This window comes from Teichococcus deserti (genome assembly GCF_001982615.1).
In the GTDB taxonomy this organism is placed as follows: Bacteria; Pseudomonadota; Alphaproteobacteria; order Acetobacterales; family Acetobacteraceae; genus Pseudoroseomonas; species Pseudoroseomonas deserti.
The window spans coordinates 1-14,165 of record NZ_MLCO01000188.1; the positions used below are offsets into that span (position 1 = coordinate 1).

Genomic DNA, 14,165 nt, shown 5'->3' on the forward strand with positions numbered 1-14,165 from the left:
CCCCCTGCCCGCCCGCCGCCCCTGCAAAAACGGCCGGGGTGCCGCCACCCCGGCCGCCTCATCCAGACACGTCTTGCGTGTTGTTTACGCGGCGATCGGCTGCTGGCTGCTGCCCTCGAGCACCGGCTGGCGCGGGGCCGCGCTGGCGATCTCGATGCGGCGGGGCTTCAGCGCCTCGGGCACCTCGCGCTTCAGCGCCACATGCAGCAGGCCGTTGGACAGGTCGGCGCCCTGGATCTGGATATGGTCGGCCAGGACGAAGCGACGCTCGAAGGCCCGGCCGGCGATGCCGCGATAGAGGAAGCGGCGGTCCTGGCCCTCGTTCTGCGCGGCCTTGCCGGTCACCACCAGGACATTGTCCTGGGCGTTGATCTCGAGATCCTCGGGACCGAAGCCGGCGACGGCCATGGTCAGGACATAGGCGTCCTCGGCGGTGCGCTCGATGTTGTAGGGCGGGTAGGAATTGCTGTCCGCCGCGCTGCGCACCTGATCAAGCAGGCGGGTCATGCGGTCGAAACCGATGGCGGAGCGGAACAGGGGGGCGGTGTCGAAACTGGTCATGATGGAGCCTCCTCAAAAGCAAGGGTCCGTTGCGTTGCGATCCCCGGCCAAGTTCGGACCCCCGATCGGGCAGCCCAGGGCCTCTGGATCACGCCGGCGGCCCCGCAACCGGGCGCCGTCGACAGAGCTCCAAATGGAAAACGCCGCCCCCCGCTTCAAGCGAGGGACGGCGTTTTTTTTCAGATCCCCCGCCGAGGCGGGGAAGCCTGCCGCAGGCCTCAGGCCTTGCGGGTGCCGATGCCGGCGAAACGCTTGTTGAACTTGGCGATCTGGCCGCCGGTGTCGATCACGCGCTGCACGCCGGTCCAGGCCGGGTGGGACTTCGGGTCGATGTCCAGACGCAGCGTATCGCCTTCCTTGCCCATGCAGGACTTCGTCTTGTACGTCGTCCCGTCGGTCATGATGATGGTGATCTCGTGGTAGTCGGGATGGATATCGGGCTTCATGGCGATTGCTTCTCTGTCTGGAGCAGCCGATGCCGACCGGCCGCACGGAAGCGCCGCTTCTACAGGCGCCCCAGGGCCTTGGCAACCGAAACCGCCACCCCGCCGCCCACCCTGGATTGACCCTGTCCCACGCCGATCCTAGAGCGAAATACCGCCCCGCTGAGGAAGATCGGCGCATGAACATCCTGTCCATCCAGTCCTGGGTCGCCTACGGCCATGTCGGCAACGCCTCGGCCGTCTTCCCGCTGCAGCGCCTGGGGGCCGAGGTCTGGGCGGTGAACACCGTCCAGTTCTCCAACCACACCGGCTATGGCAGCTGGCGCGGCCAGGTCTTCGGGGCGGATCTGGTCAGCGACCTGGTGCAGGGAATCGAGGATCGCGGCGCCCTGCCCCGCTGCGACGCGACGCTGTCGGGCTACATGGGGGACGCGGCCATCGGCGAGGCCATCCTCGACGCCAGCGTCCGGGTGAAGGCGGCCAACCCCCGCGCGCTCTACTGCTGCGACCCTGTGATCGGCGATGTCGGGCGCGGCGTCTTCGTCCGCCCGGGCATCCCCGAATTCATGCGCGACCGCGCCATCCCGGCGGCCGACATCATCACGCCGAACCAGTTCGAGCTGGAATGGATGACCGGCCAGCCCGTCACCACCCTGGCCGAAGCCAAGGCCGCCGCCCGCGCCCTGCAATCCCGCATGGCGCCGGGCGGCCCGCGCTGCGTGCTGGTGACCTCGCTGAAGGTCGCCGAGACCCCCGACGACCAGATCGAGATGCTGGCCGCCGAGGGCGAGCAGTTCCATCGCATCCGCACGCCGATGCTGCCGCTCTCGGTGAACGGCGCCGGCGACGCCATCGCCGCGCTGTTCCTGTTCCACCGGCTGAAGACCGGCTCGGCCAGCGCGGCGCTCGGGGCGGCCGCATCCTCCATCTACGGGCTGCTGCGGCGGACATCGGAGGCGGCGTCGCGCGAGATCCTCACCGTGGCGGCGCAGGACGAATTCGTCTCGCCTTCCCGGGTTTTCCTGCCGGAAGTTTGTTGAAGCGAAGACAGGGTGAAAGGCCAGGGGAATGAATTCCCCTGGACCCCTTCTTCTTTCTGTCAGACTGCCGTGTCCACGTGGCAACAGGACGTGAAACGGCCCCGCCACAGCGCGACCTTTCAGCGAGCGCCGTTTCGAGACCAGTGTTCCAACGTGAAACCCTGGTGTCGTAGCCATCGAAGCGCAGGTCACTTCATGGCCGGTGACAAAAAAGAATGATGGGTTCGGACGAATACGTCCGAAGGGGGAAGAATTCATTCTTCCCCCAACCTTCAGTCTACTTCCCTGCCTTCAGAGCCTTCCTTCCCTTCAACCACTTCGCCGTCAGCCACAGGCTCAAGACAGCCCAGGCCAGGACCAGAAGCGGGTGGAGGTAGATCGCCAGCAGCTTCATGAAGAGCATCGGGTTGATCAGCCCGGCCAGGAAGATGCCGATGGCGTAGCCGTTGACGATCTCGGCCACGTCTTCGCCCCAGAGCCAGCAATGGGTGAAGGTGCCGGCCTGCTGGCTGCATTCGGCCACCTTCGGCAGGGTCAGCAGCCCGACCAGGTTGCCCAGCAGCGGCAGCGCGAAGAGGATGATCAGCAGCAGCAGCGGCCCGCCCACCACCAGCAGGGTCCAGCCCAGGCGCCGGACCCGCGCCGGGCTGATGGGGGTCGGGTCGGGCGTGGCGGCCATGGGCACTCCTGGGCAGGAAAGACGAGGGCGGGGTGAGCTCCCCGCCCCTTCTTTCTTAATCCGCCGTGGCGCCGGAGGCTTTGACCAAGGGCACCCAGAGCGCCAGCTCCGCCTTCAAGAATGTGGCAAAATCGGCGGGCGAGCCCTTCTCGATCGGCGGCAGCTCCAGCTCGCGCAGCTTGCGGGCGGTCTCCGGCTCCTCCACCGCGGCGCGCACGGCGGCGTTCATCTTCTGCACGATCGGCGCCGGCGTGCCGGCGGGGGCGAAGACGCCGAACCAGCTATAGGCGCGGTAATTGGGCAGGCCGGCCTGGGCGGCGGTGGGCACCTCGGGCATCAGGGTGGAATGCTCGTCGGTGGCGATGGCCAGGCAGCGCAGCGCGCCGGTCTTGTGGTAGGGCGCGATCAGCGCGGGGGTGTCGAAGCCGACCGCCACCTGGCCGGCCAGCAGGTCGGATAGCATCGGCGCGCTGCCGCGATAGGGGATGTGCTCGGCCTGCGCGCCAATGGCGTTGAGGAAACTGACGGCGGCGATATGCGCCGAGCCGCCGGCGCCGCCGGTGCCGTAGCTGTACTTGCCCGGATTGGCCTTCAGCAGCGCGATGAACTCCGCCAGCGTCGTCACGCCGAGCGAGGGATGCACGGTGATGCAGATCGGCACCAGCACGGTGGGAGCGACGGCCACGAAGTCACGCTCCGGGTCGTAGGGCAGCCGCGCGCCGTAGAGGCCGACCGCCAGCACATGGGTGGAGATGGTGCCCATCAGGAAGGTGCTGCCGTCGGGCGCCGACTTGGCCACCGCGTCGGAGCCGACGGTGCCGCCGGCGCCGGCGCGGTTCTCGATGACGACGCTCTGGCCGAGGATCTCCGACATCTTCGGCGTGATCATGCGGGCCGAGACATCGGTGCTGCCGCCGGCGGCGAAGGGCACGATCATGCGGACCGGGCGGGTCGGCCAGGCGGCACCCTGCGCCCGGGCGCGGCTGCCGAGGCTGAGCGCGGGCAGCAGGGCAGGCGTCGCCAGGAGGCTGCGGCGGCGGAGAATCATCATCGTGATCCGATCAACAGGATCGCACGATGCTGCGGTGCAAGAACGTCGCGGTCAACCGCGTCGGGTCAGACCCGCTTGACGTTCAGCGGCAGCACCATCCCGCGCCGCGGTGCCGAGAGCGACGAGCGCCAGGCGCTGTCGTTCAGGTACTGGCCGAGCGGGTAGTAGGGCAGATCCTGGAAGAACTGCCGCTGGATCTCGCGCCCCAGCTTCTGCTGCGCCGCCAGGTCGCCCGTGTCGAACCAGCGGTCGCGCAGCGCCTCCAGCTTCGGGCTGTCGGGCCAGCCGAACCAGGCGCGCTCGCCATTGGCGCGCAGCAGGGGGTGGCCGGCCGGCGTCGCCAGGTCCATGCCGCCGAACAGCACGACCAGCGCGCTCCAGCCGCCCTCGGCCACCGGGGCGCGGCTGGCGCGGCGCTGCAGGAAGCCGGCCCAGTCGCAGCTGACCGTCTCGGCGTTCAGCCCGACGCGCTGGAACAGGTCGGTGGCCACGGCGGTCAGGTTGCTGTTGTTCACCACGTCGGTCGGGTGCAGCACCGCGACCTTCTCGCCCTTGTAGCCGGCGGCGCGGACGGCACGCTGCGCGGCCTCGACGTCGCGCGGGCCGGTGATGGCCTCGAGCCCGGCTTCGGAGGCGATCGGGCTGCCTTCCGGGAAGCAGCCGACATTCTCCCGCCACAACTCGCGGTTGTCGCCCATGATGGCGGTCATGAAGTCGCCCTGGCGCAGCGCCGGCAGCAGCGCGCGGCGCAGCGCCGGATTGTCGAAGGGCGGGTGCAGCTGGTTGACCCGCAGCATGGCGACGGTGCCGCCCATGTCCAGCCGGTCCATGGTCAGGTTGCGGTCGTGCTTCAGCACCGGGCGCAGGTCGGGCGCCACCTGCTCCCACCAGTCGACCTGGCCGGATTGCAGCGCCTCGGCCGCGACGGTCGCGTCAGGGGTGTGGCGGAGCTCCAGCCGGTCGAACAGCGCCAGCTTCGGGCCGGCGGTCAGGCTGACCGGGCCGCGCGGGGCGGGGCTGTAGTTCTCGAAGCGGCGATAGGCCACCAGGCTGCCCGGCGCCCGCTCCTCGGCGAGGTAGCGATAGGGGCCGCTGCCGACCACCTCGGTGAAGGCGCGCGACGGGTCCTGCCGGGCGAAGCGCTCGGGATAGATGAAGCAGGGATAGGTCGAGGCCTTGCCCAGCGCGTCCAGCATCAGCCCGAAGGGGCGCGACAGCCGCAGCACGAAGCGGCGGTCGTCCAGCGCGCGGATGTCTTCCAATCGGGTCGCCAGGGTCTGGCCATGCAGGTCGCGCAGCATCCAGCGGCGGATCGAGGCCACGGCGTCCTGCGCCCGCACCGGCTCGCCATCATGGAAGCGCGGGCCCTGGCGGAGGGTGAAGGTCCAGAGGCGGCCATCCTCCTCGACGACATGGCCCTCGGCCAGCTGCGGCTGGGGCTTCAGCTCGGCATCCAGCCCGTAGAGCGTGTCCCAGCAGAGATGCCCGTGGTTGCGCGTCGCATAGGCGGTGGTGGCCATCGGGTCGAGCACGCGCAGGTCCGACTGCGGCACGAAGCGCAGCACCCGCCGGGCCTCGCCGGCCGCCAGGGCCGGGCGGGCCAGGCCGATGCCGAGGCCGGCGGCCCCGGCCAGGAAACTGCGACGCTGCACGGGGTGCTCCACACTCACGAAAGAGGGAGGCATTCTGCACATCGCGCGGCCGACATGAAGGGCCAGGGCGCCTGCAGGTCCAATGGCCGCGCCGCTATGGCCGCCGCGCCACATCTTCCCGCGGTCCGGCGGTGGTTTTCCGCGCTGCGGCGGACGTGGCTCCGCCCGGCGCCCTCAGGCCGCCCGCATCTGCGCCAGCAGCGCCTGCAGCTCGCTGCGCAGTGCGCCGCCCTGCTCGCCGAGATCCCGGCCCAGCCGGTCCAGCCCGGCCGCCGCCTCGGCGGCGCCGGCGGCGGCGCTGCTCACCCCCTCCACCTCCCGCGTCACGCGGGTGGTCCCGTCGGCAGCCTCCTGCACGTTGCGGGCGATCTCCTTGGTGGCGGCGCCCTGCTGCTCCACCGCGGCGGCGATGCTGCCGGCGATATGGTCGACCTCGGCGATCACCCCGGCGATGCCGCCGATGGCGCTGGCCGCCTGCTGCGCCGCCTGCTGCATGCCGGCGATCTGCGCGCTGATCTCCTCCGTCGCCTTCGCGGTCTGCGCGGCCAGGTTCTTCACCTCGGAGGCCACCACGGCAAAGCCCTTCCCCGCCTCCCCCGCCCGCGCCGCCTCGATGGTGGCGTTCAGCGCCAGCAGGTTGGTCTGGCCGGCGATGTCGCCGATCAGCTGCACCACCTCGCCGATCCGCTCCGAGCTCGAGGACAATTGCCGCACCGTGCCATCGGCCGCCTCGCTGCGCTCCAGCGCACGGCGGGCGACGCTGGCGGCCTCGGCCACCTGGCGGGTGATCTCGGCGATGGCGGCGTTCAGCTCCTCGGCCGCGGCGGCCACCGTCTGCACGTTGCTCGAGGCCAGCTCCGCGCCCTGGGCCGCGCCGGCGCCGCGGCTGCCCACCGTCTCGATGCTGGCCAGCAGGGCGGTGGCGCTGCGCTGCAGCCGGGTGGCGCTCTGCGCCAGCTCCTCGCTGACGGCGCCGATCCGCGCCTCCACCTGCCCGGCCAGATCCAGCGTCGCCTGCCGCCGCTCGGCCTCGGCCTGCTGCCGCTGCCGCGCCTGGTCGGCCCGCATCGTCTCGGCCTCCGCCGTGCCCTGGCGCAGCACCTCCATCGCCTGGGCGACGGCGCCGATCTCGTCGCGCCGGGCGCGGCCCGGCACCTCCAGCGCGGTCTGCCCGTTGGCCAGCCGTCGCGCCGTCTCGGCCAGCGCCACCAGCGGCCGCGCCAGCCGCGCCGCCAGCCACAGCCCGAGCAGCAGCGCCATCAGCGCCGTGCCCGCGGTGATCAGCAGCGCGTCACGGTCGGTGCGGTCGCCGGCGGCCAGCCGCGCCTCGATGTTGATGCCATATTCGATCAGCCCGAGCGGCTGGCCGTCGATGCCGCGCAGCGCCTCGGTCGCGACCCGCATCCGCGCGCCGCGCCAGGCCACCGTCTCCGCCTGCGCCGCCTGCAGCCCGGCCCGCAGCTGCGCCTCCGGCAGCAGCCCCTGCCCGCCGGTGGTCGAGCCGATGCGCGTCAGGCTGCCCGCCGCCAGCCGGTAGACCGCGACCTCGGCCCCGCTCAGCGCCTTCATCCGCTCCGCCAGGCTGTCGCCGATCGCCATGCCCAGATCGACCACGCCGACCACCCGGCCGCCCTCGGTCACCGGGGCCACGGCGAAGACGCTGACATTGTCCCGCCCCGGCTCCAGCCCGGTCACCAGCGCGGCGCGCGACAGCGCCTCCCGCACCGTGGTGCGGCGGTCGCGGTAGTTGTCGCCCGAGGCCGCCGGGTCATGCGCCCGCAGCATCACCGTGCCCTGGCCGTCGGCGAAGGTCAGGATCACCCGGCCGAAGCGCTGCGCCATGTCCTGGAACAGCGCCGCCGTCCCGGCCCGCAGCGCCGCCTTGTCGCCGTCGCGCACCGCCGCCGCCACCGCAGGGACCCGTGCCACCGCGCTGCCGATCGAGGCGGCCAGCCGCTCCTCCTCCGCCAGGGACAGCATCAGGCTCTGCCGCAGCTGCACCATGCGCCGGGCCAGGTCCTGCTCCTCCGACGCGTCGCGCTGCAGTGCGCCGACCAGCGTCAGCAGCAGCGACGCCCCCAGGCTCGCGCCCAGGATCGCCAGCACCATCCGCGCGCGGAGCGATTGAAAGGGCATGTCGGGGATTCTTCCTTGTCAGAACAAGGAAGATAGGAAAAGCAGCTTAAGGAAAGCAGAAGAGCGGGGGAATTGGATTCCCCCGCGCCCCCTCATCCTCGTCAGCGCAAAGGATCAGTGTCGCGCGCGCCGCCCCAGCCATCCACGCTGTCCAGCGCCGCGATCGCCTCCTGCGTGCGGCCGGTGGCGATCGCCGCCTCCGGCAGCGGGCCGGGCTGGCCCAGGCGCTGCAGGGTCAGGGCCGGGCCGGCCTGGAACATGGATGCGGGCAGCGCGGCCGCCGTGTCGCCCTTGGTCTCGATGACGCGGGCGGCATTCGCCAGGGCGGGGATCACCTGCTCGGGCAGCGCGGTGGCCGAGATGCCGATGGCCTGGCGCACCTCGCGCACCGCGCCGCGCAGCGACATCGACAGGCCCGGCGGCAGCGCGGCGAAGCGGGCATCGGTGGTCAGCACCTGCGCCAGATATTCCAGCCGGGCGGCGGCGCGGGCGGTCTCGGCAGGGCGGCCGTCCAGCCCGGCGCCCTGGTTGTCGAAGGCGGCGGCGGTCAGCCGGGCCGAGTTGCGCACCGGGTCCTCGGGGCCCTGCACCAGCTCCAGCGGCAGCTCGACGCGCGGCCGCGGGGTGCGCAGCTCGGCGCAGCCGGGCAGCAGCAGCGCCCCCGCCAAGAGCGCCGGAAGGACCGAGATTCGGGCAAGACGCATGGCGGGCACTCCGTCGGGGTTCCCCCCCATTCTGCCGCAGCCCCGCCGCTTCGCCAAACTCAGCGGCGCAGGAAGCCGATGTCGAAGTCTTCCAGCGGGCCGAATTCCCAATAGCGCAGCGCCATCCGCGTCGCCGCATTGGCCTGGGGCAGCCGCGGCATCGCGCCCAGCCGGCGCCACATCTCCACAGCACCCGCCGAGGACAGGCCCGCCGGGATCTGGCCAGGCGCGGCAGGCTCGCCGCCGGGGGCGGCAGCGGCGGCGGCCATGGCATCGATCACCTGCTGCGGCGGCACCGCCTCGTCGATGCCGAGCCAGGTCCGCACCTCGCTGCGGGCGGCCTGCAGCATCGGCGCGATCATGCCGATATCGCCGGAGACCCGGCCGGAGGGCAGCTCGACCGCCAGGTATTCCAGCTGCGCCACGGCCAGCGCCGCCAGCGACGGCCGGCCCTGCAGCTTGCCGGGCGCCGAGAAGGCGGCTGCCGCCGCGCGCAGCGCGGCGGTGGTGGTGTTGGGCGCCGCCGTCACCGCCACCGAAGGCAGCGAGACGGGCGGCGGCGGGGCGACGCAGGCCGCCAGGAGGATCCCGGACAGCAGCAGCGCGCCCCGGCGGGTCATGTCGCCAGCGAGGTGCGGTGGCGCTTGGCGAGCTCGACGTAGTGGACGGCGGTCTTGTCCCATCCGGCGCGTTCCTCGGCGGTCATGACGCGCGCCAGCCGGGCGGGCGAGCCGAGCCACAGCTCGTTGGGGCCGATGCGCTTGTTAGGGGCCAGCAGCCCGCCGGCACCCAGCATGCCACCTTCCTCGATGACCGCGCCGTCGAGCACGGTCGCGCCCATGCCGACGAAGGCACGGTCCTTGAGGGTGCAGGCATGGATGATGCAGGCATGGCCGACGGTGACGTCATTGCCGATCAACGCGGGAAACTTGCCGGCGTTGACATGGACGATGGTGCCGTCCTGGATATTCGTGCGGGCGCCGATGCGGATGATGTTGGTGTCGCCGCGCAGCACGCAATGGTACCAGACCGAGGCGTCCTCGCCGAGCTCGACGTCGCCGACGACGGCGGCGGAGAGGGCGACGAAGGCGGAGGGGTCGATGGCCGGCATGCGGCCTTCAAACGGGTAGAGCGGAGCCATGGTTCGGACGCGTTCCCTTCTGGTTTGGTGCTGATTTTTCGAGAATAGAAATAGATGAGGGGTCCGGGGAGAATACTTTCTCCCCGGCTTGCTTGCGTCTATGCCGCCGCAGCCTGATGCGCCTGCAGGTTGAGCATGATCCTGATGTTCTGGACGGCGGCGCCCGAAGCCCCCTTCCCCAGATTGTCCAGCCGGGCGACGAGCACCGCCTGGTGCCGGTCGTCATTGCCGAAGACGCGCAGCTCCATGGCGTTGGTGTCGTTCAGCGCCTCGGGCTCGAGCTTGGCGTTGCCGGCGGTGGGGACGACCTTCACCCATTCCGACCCGGCGTAATGGGCGGCCAGCGCCGCCTCGAGCTGCGAAGCCTTGGGCGTGCCCGGCAGGGTGTCGAGATGCAGCGGAATGGAGACCAGCATGCCCTGGCGGTAGTTGCCGACGGAGGGCACGAAGATCGGGCGCCGGGTCAGGGTGGAATAGAGCTGCAGCTCGGGCAGGTGCTTGTGCTCGAGGCCGAGGCCATAGAGCTCGAAGGCGGGCGAGGTGCCGGCCTCGTAGCCTTCGATCATGGCCTTGCCGCCGCCGGAATAGCCGGAGACGGCGTTGACCGTGATCGGGTGATCGGCGGGGATCAGCCCGGCATCGACCAGCGGCCGCAGCAGGGCGATGCCGCCGGTGGGGTAGCAGCCCGGATTCGCCACGTTCTGGGCGGCCGCGATCTTCGCCGCCTGGGCCGGGTTCAGCTCGGGGAAGCCGAAGGCCCAGTCCGGGTCGACGCGGTGCGCGGTGGAGGCGTCGAGCAGCTTGGGCGCATCCTTGCCGAGCGAGGCGGCCATGGCCGCGGCCTCCTTGGCGGCGGCGTCGGGCAGGCAGAGCACCACCAGGTCGACGTCCGCCATCAGGGCACGCTTGGCCTCGGGGTCCTTGCGGCGCTCCGGATCGATCGAGCGGAGCTGGATGCCCGGCAGGGCCTCGAGGCGCTGGCGGATGCCGAGCCCCGTGGTGCCGGCTTCGCCGTCGATGAAGATGGCAGGCAGTGAACCCTTGGCCATGAGGCCCTCCTTCAGGGTCGGAGACGGTGTCAGAGCATACAGAAAGGGCGGGTCCTTGCGGACCCGCCCTTGCCGATAAACAGTCCTCGAACGGACCGGCGCAACGCCGGTCCGCCCAGCGTCAGCGCTTGCTGAACTGGAAGGAGCGTCGCGCCTTCGCCTTGCCGTACTTCTTCCGCTCGACGACGCGCGGGTCGCGGGTCAGGAAGCCGGCCTTCTTGAGGATGCCGCGCAGGGCAGGCTCATAGTTGACCAGGGCGCGGCTGAGGCCGTGGCGCACCGCGCCGGCCTGGCCGGAGAGGCCGCCGCCGGCGACGGTCGCGTAGACGTCGAACTGCTGGTAGCGGTCAGCAACCAGGAAGGGCTGAGCGATCAGCATGCGCAGCACGGGGCGCGCGAAATACTGGCTCTGCTTCTTGCCGTTGATGACGATCTCGCCCTTGCCGGGCTTGACCCAGACGCGGGCGACCGCGTCCTTGCGGCGGCCCGTGCCATAGGCGCGGCCGAACTGGTCGCGCTTCGGCTCCCGCGGGGCGGAGGACTCGCCGGCGGCCGGGGTGCCGGCGACCAGGTTCTTCAGCTCGGAGAGGGAGGAGGCGGTGGTCTGCTCGCTCATTTTCAAGCCACCTTGTTCTTGCGGTTCAGGGCGGCGACGTCGAGCGACTGGGGCTGCGCGCCGGCATGCGGGTGCTCGGCACCGGCATAGACGTGCAGGTTCTTCATCTGCTTCCGGCCGAGCGGACCGCGCGTGATCATGCGCTCCACGGCCTTCTCGATGACGCGCTCCGGGAAGCGGCCTTCGAGGCGCTGCCGCATGGTGCGCTCCTTGATGCCGCCGGCATAGCCGGTGTGCCAGTAGAAGACCGACTGCTCGGCCTTGTTACCGGTCACGCGGACCTTCTCGGCGTTGACGATGACGACATGGTCGCCACAGTCGACATGCGGGGTGAATTGCGGCTTGTGCTTGCCGCGGAGGCGATTGGCAACGATGGTGGCGAGGCGGCCGAGCACGAGGCCCTCCGCATCGATCAACACCCAGCCCTTCTTGACCTCCGCCGGCTTCAGCGAGCGGGTCTGCGTGGTCAGCATGATCGGCTTCTGCTTAGTCCTGAAAGAGGCGCGCCTTATCCCTGCTGGGCGGCGGAGGGTCAAGGGAAAAACTTGTGGTATTGAGATACCGTATTCCTGTTGGCGTGTCGCGACAGGGGCCAGGATGCTGATTTCGCTGTGTTTCTGGACAGAATCTTTGGCGGGGTGATGCCCGCGCGGCGTCGCCGGCGCGCGATTTCCCGACGAATCACGGCTGCTGGCCGATTCCCAGGCTGCCGCGCAGGCTGGCCAGCAGGCCGATCGCCAGCAGCAGCATGACGGCGGCCACCGCCCCGTCCAGCACCCGCCAGGCGCCCGGCCGGGCGAAGAGCGGCGCCAGCAGCCGGGCGCCATAGCCCAGCCCCGCGAACCAGATCAGGCTGGCCGAGCCGGCGCCGGCCAGGAAGAGCGGTCGCGCCTCGGCCGCCAGCGCAGAGCCAGCGACGCCGACCAGCAGGACCGTGTCCAGATAGACATGCGGGTTCAGCAGGGTGATGGCCGCGGCCTGCAGCAGGGTCGCGGCTAGCGGGGTACCGGCTGCGCGGGCCGCCGCGGCCCCCGCCCCACCGCGCCAGGCGCGTTGCGCAGCGCCATAGCCGTACCAGGCCAGGAAGGCCGCGCCGCCGAGCGTCAGCCAGGCAGCCAGGCCCGGCACCGCCTGCAGCAGCCGGCCGATGCCGGCGACCCCGGCGGCCATCAGCAGGATATCGGCCAGGATGCAGAAGGCGACGACCGCGCCGACATGCTCCCGCCGCAGCCCCTGGCGGAGCAGGAAAAGGTTCTGGGCGCCAAGCGAGACGATCAGCGAGAAGGTCAGGGCGAAGCCGCCGAGGAAGGCCGAAGCCGGAAGCGTTGTCATGCCCGCTGGCTTGCAGCACCGCGGCGCTTCAGGAAAATTCATTCCCCTAAGCCGAATGAAGCAGAGCTAAACCAGATGATCGACTATCCGGCGCTGGCGGCGCTCGCCGCCGTGCTCCGCACCGGCAGCTTCGAGGGCGCCGCCCGGGCGCTGGGGGTCACGCCCTCGGCCGTGTCGCAGCGGGTGCGCATGCTGGAGGAGCGCAGCGGCGCCATCCTCGTCGTCCGCGGCCAGCCCTGCCGCGCGACGCCGCCGGGCGCCCGGCTCTGCGCCCATCTGGAGCAGGTGCGGCTGCTGGAGGCGGAGATGGCGCCCGACCTGCCCGGGCTGCTGCCGCAGCCGGCCGGCCCGACCACGCTGCGCATCGCCGTCAATGCCGACAGCCTGGCCAGCTGGTTCCTGCCCGCCGCCGCCCGCTTCGCCGCGGCCGAGGGCGTGCTGCTCGACCTGATCACCGAGGATGAAGGCCAGACCGCCGCCCGGCTGCGCAGCGGCGAGGTGCTGGCCGCCGTCACCGCCGAGGCCACCCCCCTGCCCGGCTGCCGCCTTCGCCGCCTGGGTGTCCTTTCGTATGTCGCGACCGCTTCCCCCGACTTCGCACGGCGCTGGTTCCCGCAGGGGCCGACGGCCGCGGCGCTGGCGGCCGCGCCGGTGGTGCAGTTCGACCGGCACGACCGGCTGCAGGCGCGCTGGGCGGAGCAGGCCGCCGGGATCGCGCTGGCGGCGCCGGCCCATTGGGTGCCGACGACGCAGGGCTGCCTGGAAGCGACGCTCCTGGGGATGGGCTGGGCCATGGCGCCGGCCGGCCTGGCGGCGCCGCTGCTGGAGAGTGGCCGGCTGGTGGCGCTGGCGCCTGGCCGGGACCTGGCGGTGCCGCTGTTCTGGCAGCATGCGCGGCTGGGCGGCCGGCTGCTGGAGCAGCTGACGCTGGCCGTGCAGCACGCCGCCCGCGACCATCTGTCACCCTAGGAGCAGCGCCCCCAGGGCCCGCGGTCGAGATGGAAATGGTCGCGATGGGCGGCGTTGTAGTCCGGCCCCAGCACCGCGCGGAAGCTGCGGCAGGCGCCGTCGCGCACGGCGCGCAGGAAGGCGCCGCGGCCATCGGCGGCCTCCCAGTCGCGGGGCAGCATCACGCTGCGGCCATCGGCCAAAGTGAAGCCAGCGATGTCCAGCGCATTGGCCGTGGCGTGCTGGCTGCGGCGGCCCTGCGCTCGACCATAGACGTTGCGGCAGTTGTAGCTGCCGAGATGGCGCACCACGGTCACCGTGGTGCCGAGATGCTGCCGCGCCGCCTGCTGCAGCGCGTGGCGCTCGAACAGCGCCCAGGCGGCGGCCAGCGGGCAGGTCACCACCGGGCGGTTGGGCGAGAACTCGACCTGCGAACCCTGCAGCCGCAGCGCGGCGCGGATCGGGCAGCCCTGGTCGGATTCGCGGTCGGGGACGCGGGCCACCGGCATCTCGGAGGCCTCAAAGGCAGCAAAGCAGCTGTCCGGCTGCATCTGCATCCGGGCCAGCTTCAGGCCGGTCAGGAAATTCGGCTCGGCGCGGAAGTCGAGCGGCGCCGCCGGGTCCCAGCGCGGCGGCGGCCGCCAGACCCCCTGCCAATAGGCGATGCCCGCCAGCAGCGGGAGCAGGAGCAGCAGCCAGGCCAGCAGGCGTCGGATCATCCCCGTGGATATGGGGCCGGCGCGGGCTTTGCCGAGGGGTGGGCTTGCCGGCCGCGCCCCATGGCGCAAAGCTGTCAGCCACCTGATCCAGAAC

At 71.5% G+C, this 14,165-nt stretch carries 16 protein-coding genes; 2 read left to right on the plus strand and 14 right to left on the minus strand.

Annotation, left to right across the window (positions count from 1 at the left end; translation table 11 throughout):
• Window positions 1-84 precede the first annotated feature (84 nt).
• Window positions 85-561: an Hsp20 family protein gene (locus BKE38_RS18360; protein WP_076958720.1), complete on the minus strand. Its 477-nt coding sequence runs from the start codon at window positions 559-561 to the stop codon at window positions 85-87.
• A 218-nt stretch (window positions 562-779) separates the two neighbouring features.
• Window positions 780-1,007, minus strand: coding sequence for a 50S ribosomal protein L31 (gene rpmE, locus BKE38_RS18365; protein WP_076958721.1), 228 nt, complete (start codon window positions 1,005-1,007; stop codon window positions 780-782).
• Between the two features lie 176 nt (window positions 1,008-1,183).
• Here rpmE and pdxY point away from each other — a divergent pair, with 176 nt between their 5' ends.
• The gene (gene pdxY, locus BKE38_RS18370; RefSeq protein WP_076958722.1) at window positions 1,184-2,044 is read left to right on the plus strand and encodes a pyridoxal kinase PdxY; all 861 of its coding nucleotides are present in this window, start codon (window positions 1,184-1,186) and stop codon (window positions 2,042-2,044) included.
• Between the two features lie 277 nt (window positions 2,045-2,321).
• On the opposite strand, the gene BKE38_RS18375 is transcribed toward pdxY, so the two are convergent.
• The 11 genes from BKE38_RS18375 to BKE38_RS18425 all read right to left on the minus strand — a co-directional run bounded on the left by BKE38_RS18375 (window position 2,322) and on the right by BKE38_RS18425 (window position 12,404).
• On the minus strand, window positions 2,322-2,723 hold the full coding sequence (locus tag BKE38_RS18375; protein WP_076958723.1) for a hypothetical protein: 402 nt from the start codon (window positions 2,721-2,723) through the stop codon (window positions 2,322-2,324).
• A gap of 55 nt (window positions 2,724-2,778) precedes the next feature.
• Entirely contained in the window at window positions 2,779-3,771 is a 993-nt protein-coding gene (locus BKE38_RS18380) for a Bug family tripartite tricarboxylate transporter substrate binding protein (protein ID WP_076958764.1), read from the minus strand.
• A gap of 68 nt (window positions 3,772-3,839) precedes the next feature.
• Entirely contained in the window at window positions 3,840-5,426 is a 1,587-nt protein-coding gene (locus BKE38_RS18385) for an ABC transporter substrate-binding protein (RefSeq protein ID WP_242662462.1), read from the minus strand.
• Window positions 5,427-5,600: 174 nt separating this feature from the next.
• Window positions 5,601-7,562 (minus strand): methyl-accepting chemotaxis protein, encoded by a 1,962-nt coding sequence (locus BKE38_RS18390; protein ID WP_076958725.1) that lies wholly within the window; start codon window positions 7,560-7,562, stop codon window positions 5,601-5,603.
• A gap of 101 nt (window positions 7,563-7,663) precedes the next feature.
• On the minus strand, window positions 7,664-8,266 hold the full coding sequence (locus BKE38_RS18395; RefSeq protein ID WP_131829641.1) for a hypothetical protein: 603 nt from the start codon (window positions 8,264-8,266) through the stop codon (window positions 7,664-7,666).
• 59 nt (window positions 8,267-8,325) lie between these two features.
• On the minus strand, window positions 8,326-8,886 hold the full coding sequence (locus BKE38_RS18400) for a hypothetical protein (RefSeq protein ID WP_076958727.1): 561 nt from the start codon (window positions 8,884-8,886) through the stop codon (window positions 8,326-8,328).
• Window positions 8,883-9,407, minus strand: a complete 525-nt coding sequence (locus BKE38_RS18405) for a gamma carbonic anhydrase family protein (RefSeq protein WP_076958728.1) — start codon at window positions 9,405-9,407, stop codon at window positions 8,883-8,885. The genes BKE38_RS18400 and BKE38_RS18405 overlap by 4 nt, the downstream gene beginning before the upstream one ends.
• Window positions 9,408-9,505: 98 nt before the next feature.
• Window positions 9,506-10,456, minus strand: coding sequence for an N-acetyl-gamma-glutamyl-phosphate reductase (argC, locus tag BKE38_RS18410; protein WP_076958729.1), 951 nt, complete (start codon window positions 10,454-10,456; stop codon window positions 9,506-9,508).
• A 121-nt stretch (window positions 10,457-10,577) separates the two neighbouring features.
• On the minus strand, window positions 10,578-11,072 hold the full coding sequence (rpsI, locus tag BKE38_RS18415; protein ID WP_076958730.1) for a 30S ribosomal protein S9: 495 nt from the start codon (window positions 11,070-11,072) through the stop codon (window positions 10,578-10,580).
• A gap of 2 nt (window positions 11,073-11,074) precedes the next feature.
• Entirely contained in the window at window positions 11,075-11,545 is a 471-nt protein-coding gene (gene rplM, locus BKE38_RS18420) for a 50S ribosomal protein L13 (protein ID WP_076958731.1), read from the minus strand.
• Between the two features lie 208 nt (window positions 11,546-11,753).
• Complete coding sequence (locus BKE38_RS18425) at window positions 11,754-12,404, minus strand: LysE/ArgO family amino acid transporter (RefSeq protein ID WP_076958732.1); 651 nt, start codon at window positions 12,402-12,404, stop codon at window positions 11,754-11,756.
• 75 nt (window positions 12,405-12,479) lie between these two features.
• On the opposite strand from BKE38_RS18425, the gene BKE38_RS18430 reads away from it, so the two are divergent.
• Window positions 12,480-13,373 (plus strand): LysR family transcriptional regulator ArgP, encoded by an 894-nt coding sequence (locus BKE38_RS18430; protein ID WP_076958733.1) that lies wholly within the window; start codon window positions 12,480-12,482, stop codon window positions 13,371-13,373.
• Here BKE38_RS18430 and BKE38_RS18435 read toward each other — a convergent pair.
• Window positions 13,370-14,071 carry an extensin-like domain-containing protein gene (locus BKE38_RS18435; RefSeq protein WP_076958734.1) on the minus strand — a complete coding sequence of 234 codons (702 nt, stop codon included), beginning with the start codon at window positions 14,069-14,071 and terminating at the stop codon, window positions 13,370-13,372. The two genes, BKE38_RS18430 and BKE38_RS18435, sit on opposite strands and share 4 nt — an antisense overlap.
• Between the last annotated feature and the right edge of the window lie 94 nt (window positions 14,072-14,165).

Bases quoted from the DNA above. Each gene is read 5' to 3' on its own strand.
- BKE38_RS18360 (WP_076958720.1), bottom strand. From the start codon at position 561: ATGACCAGTTTCGACACCGCCCCCCTGTTCCGCTCCGCCATCGGTTTC.
- rpmE (WP_076958721.1), bottom strand. From the start codon at position 1,007: ATGAAGCCCGATATCCATCCCGACTACCACGAGATCACCATCATCATG.
- pdxY (WP_076958722.1), top strand. From the start codon at position 1,184: ATGAACATCCTGTCCATCCAGTCCTGGGTCGCCTACGGCCATGTCGGC.
- BKE38_RS18375 (WP_076958723.1), bottom strand. From the start codon at position 2,723: ATGGCCGCCACGCCCGACCCGACCCCCATCAGCCCGGCGCGGGTCCGG.
- BKE38_RS18380 (WP_076958764.1), bottom strand. From the start codon at position 3,771: ATGATTCTCCGCCGCCGCAGCCTCCTGGCGACGCCTGCCCTGCTGCCC.
- BKE38_RS18390 (WP_076958725.1), bottom strand. From the start codon at position 7,562: ATGCCCTTTCAATCGCTCCGCGCGCGGATGGTGCTGGCGATCCTGGGC.
- BKE38_RS18395 (WP_131829641.1), bottom strand. From the start codon at position 8,266: ATGCGTCTTGCCCGAATCTCGGTCCTTCCGGCGCTCTTGGCGGGGGCG.
- BKE38_RS18400 (WP_076958727.1), bottom strand. From the start codon at position 8,886: ATGACCCGCCGGGGCGCGCTGCTGCTGTCCGGGATCCTCCTGGCGGCC.
- BKE38_RS18405 (WP_076958728.1), bottom strand. From the start codon at position 9,407: ATGGCTCCGCTCTACCCGTTTGAAGGCCGCATGCCGGCCATCGACCCC.
- argC (WP_076958729.1), bottom strand. From the start codon at position 10,456: ATGGCCAAGGGTTCACTGCCTGCCATCTTCATCGACGGCGAAGCCGGC.
- rpsI (WP_076958730.1), bottom strand. From the start codon at position 11,072: ATGAGCGAGCAGACCACCGCCTCCTCCCTCTCCGAGCTGAAGAACCTG.
- rplM (WP_076958731.1), bottom strand. From the start codon at position 11,545: ATGCTGACCACGCAGACCCGCTCGCTGAAGCCGGCGGAGGTCAAGAAG.
- BKE38_RS18425 (WP_076958732.1), bottom strand. From the start codon at position 12,404: ATGACAACGCTTCCGGCTTCGGCCTTCCTCGGCGGCTTCGCCCTGACC.
- BKE38_RS18430 (WP_076958733.1), top strand. From the start codon at position 12,480: ATGATCGACTATCCGGCGCTGGCGGCGCTCGCCGCCGTGCTCCGCACC.
- BKE38_RS18435 (WP_076958734.1), bottom strand. From the start codon at position 14,071: ATGATCCGACGCCTGCTGGCCTGGCTGCTGCTCCTGCTCCCGCTGCTG.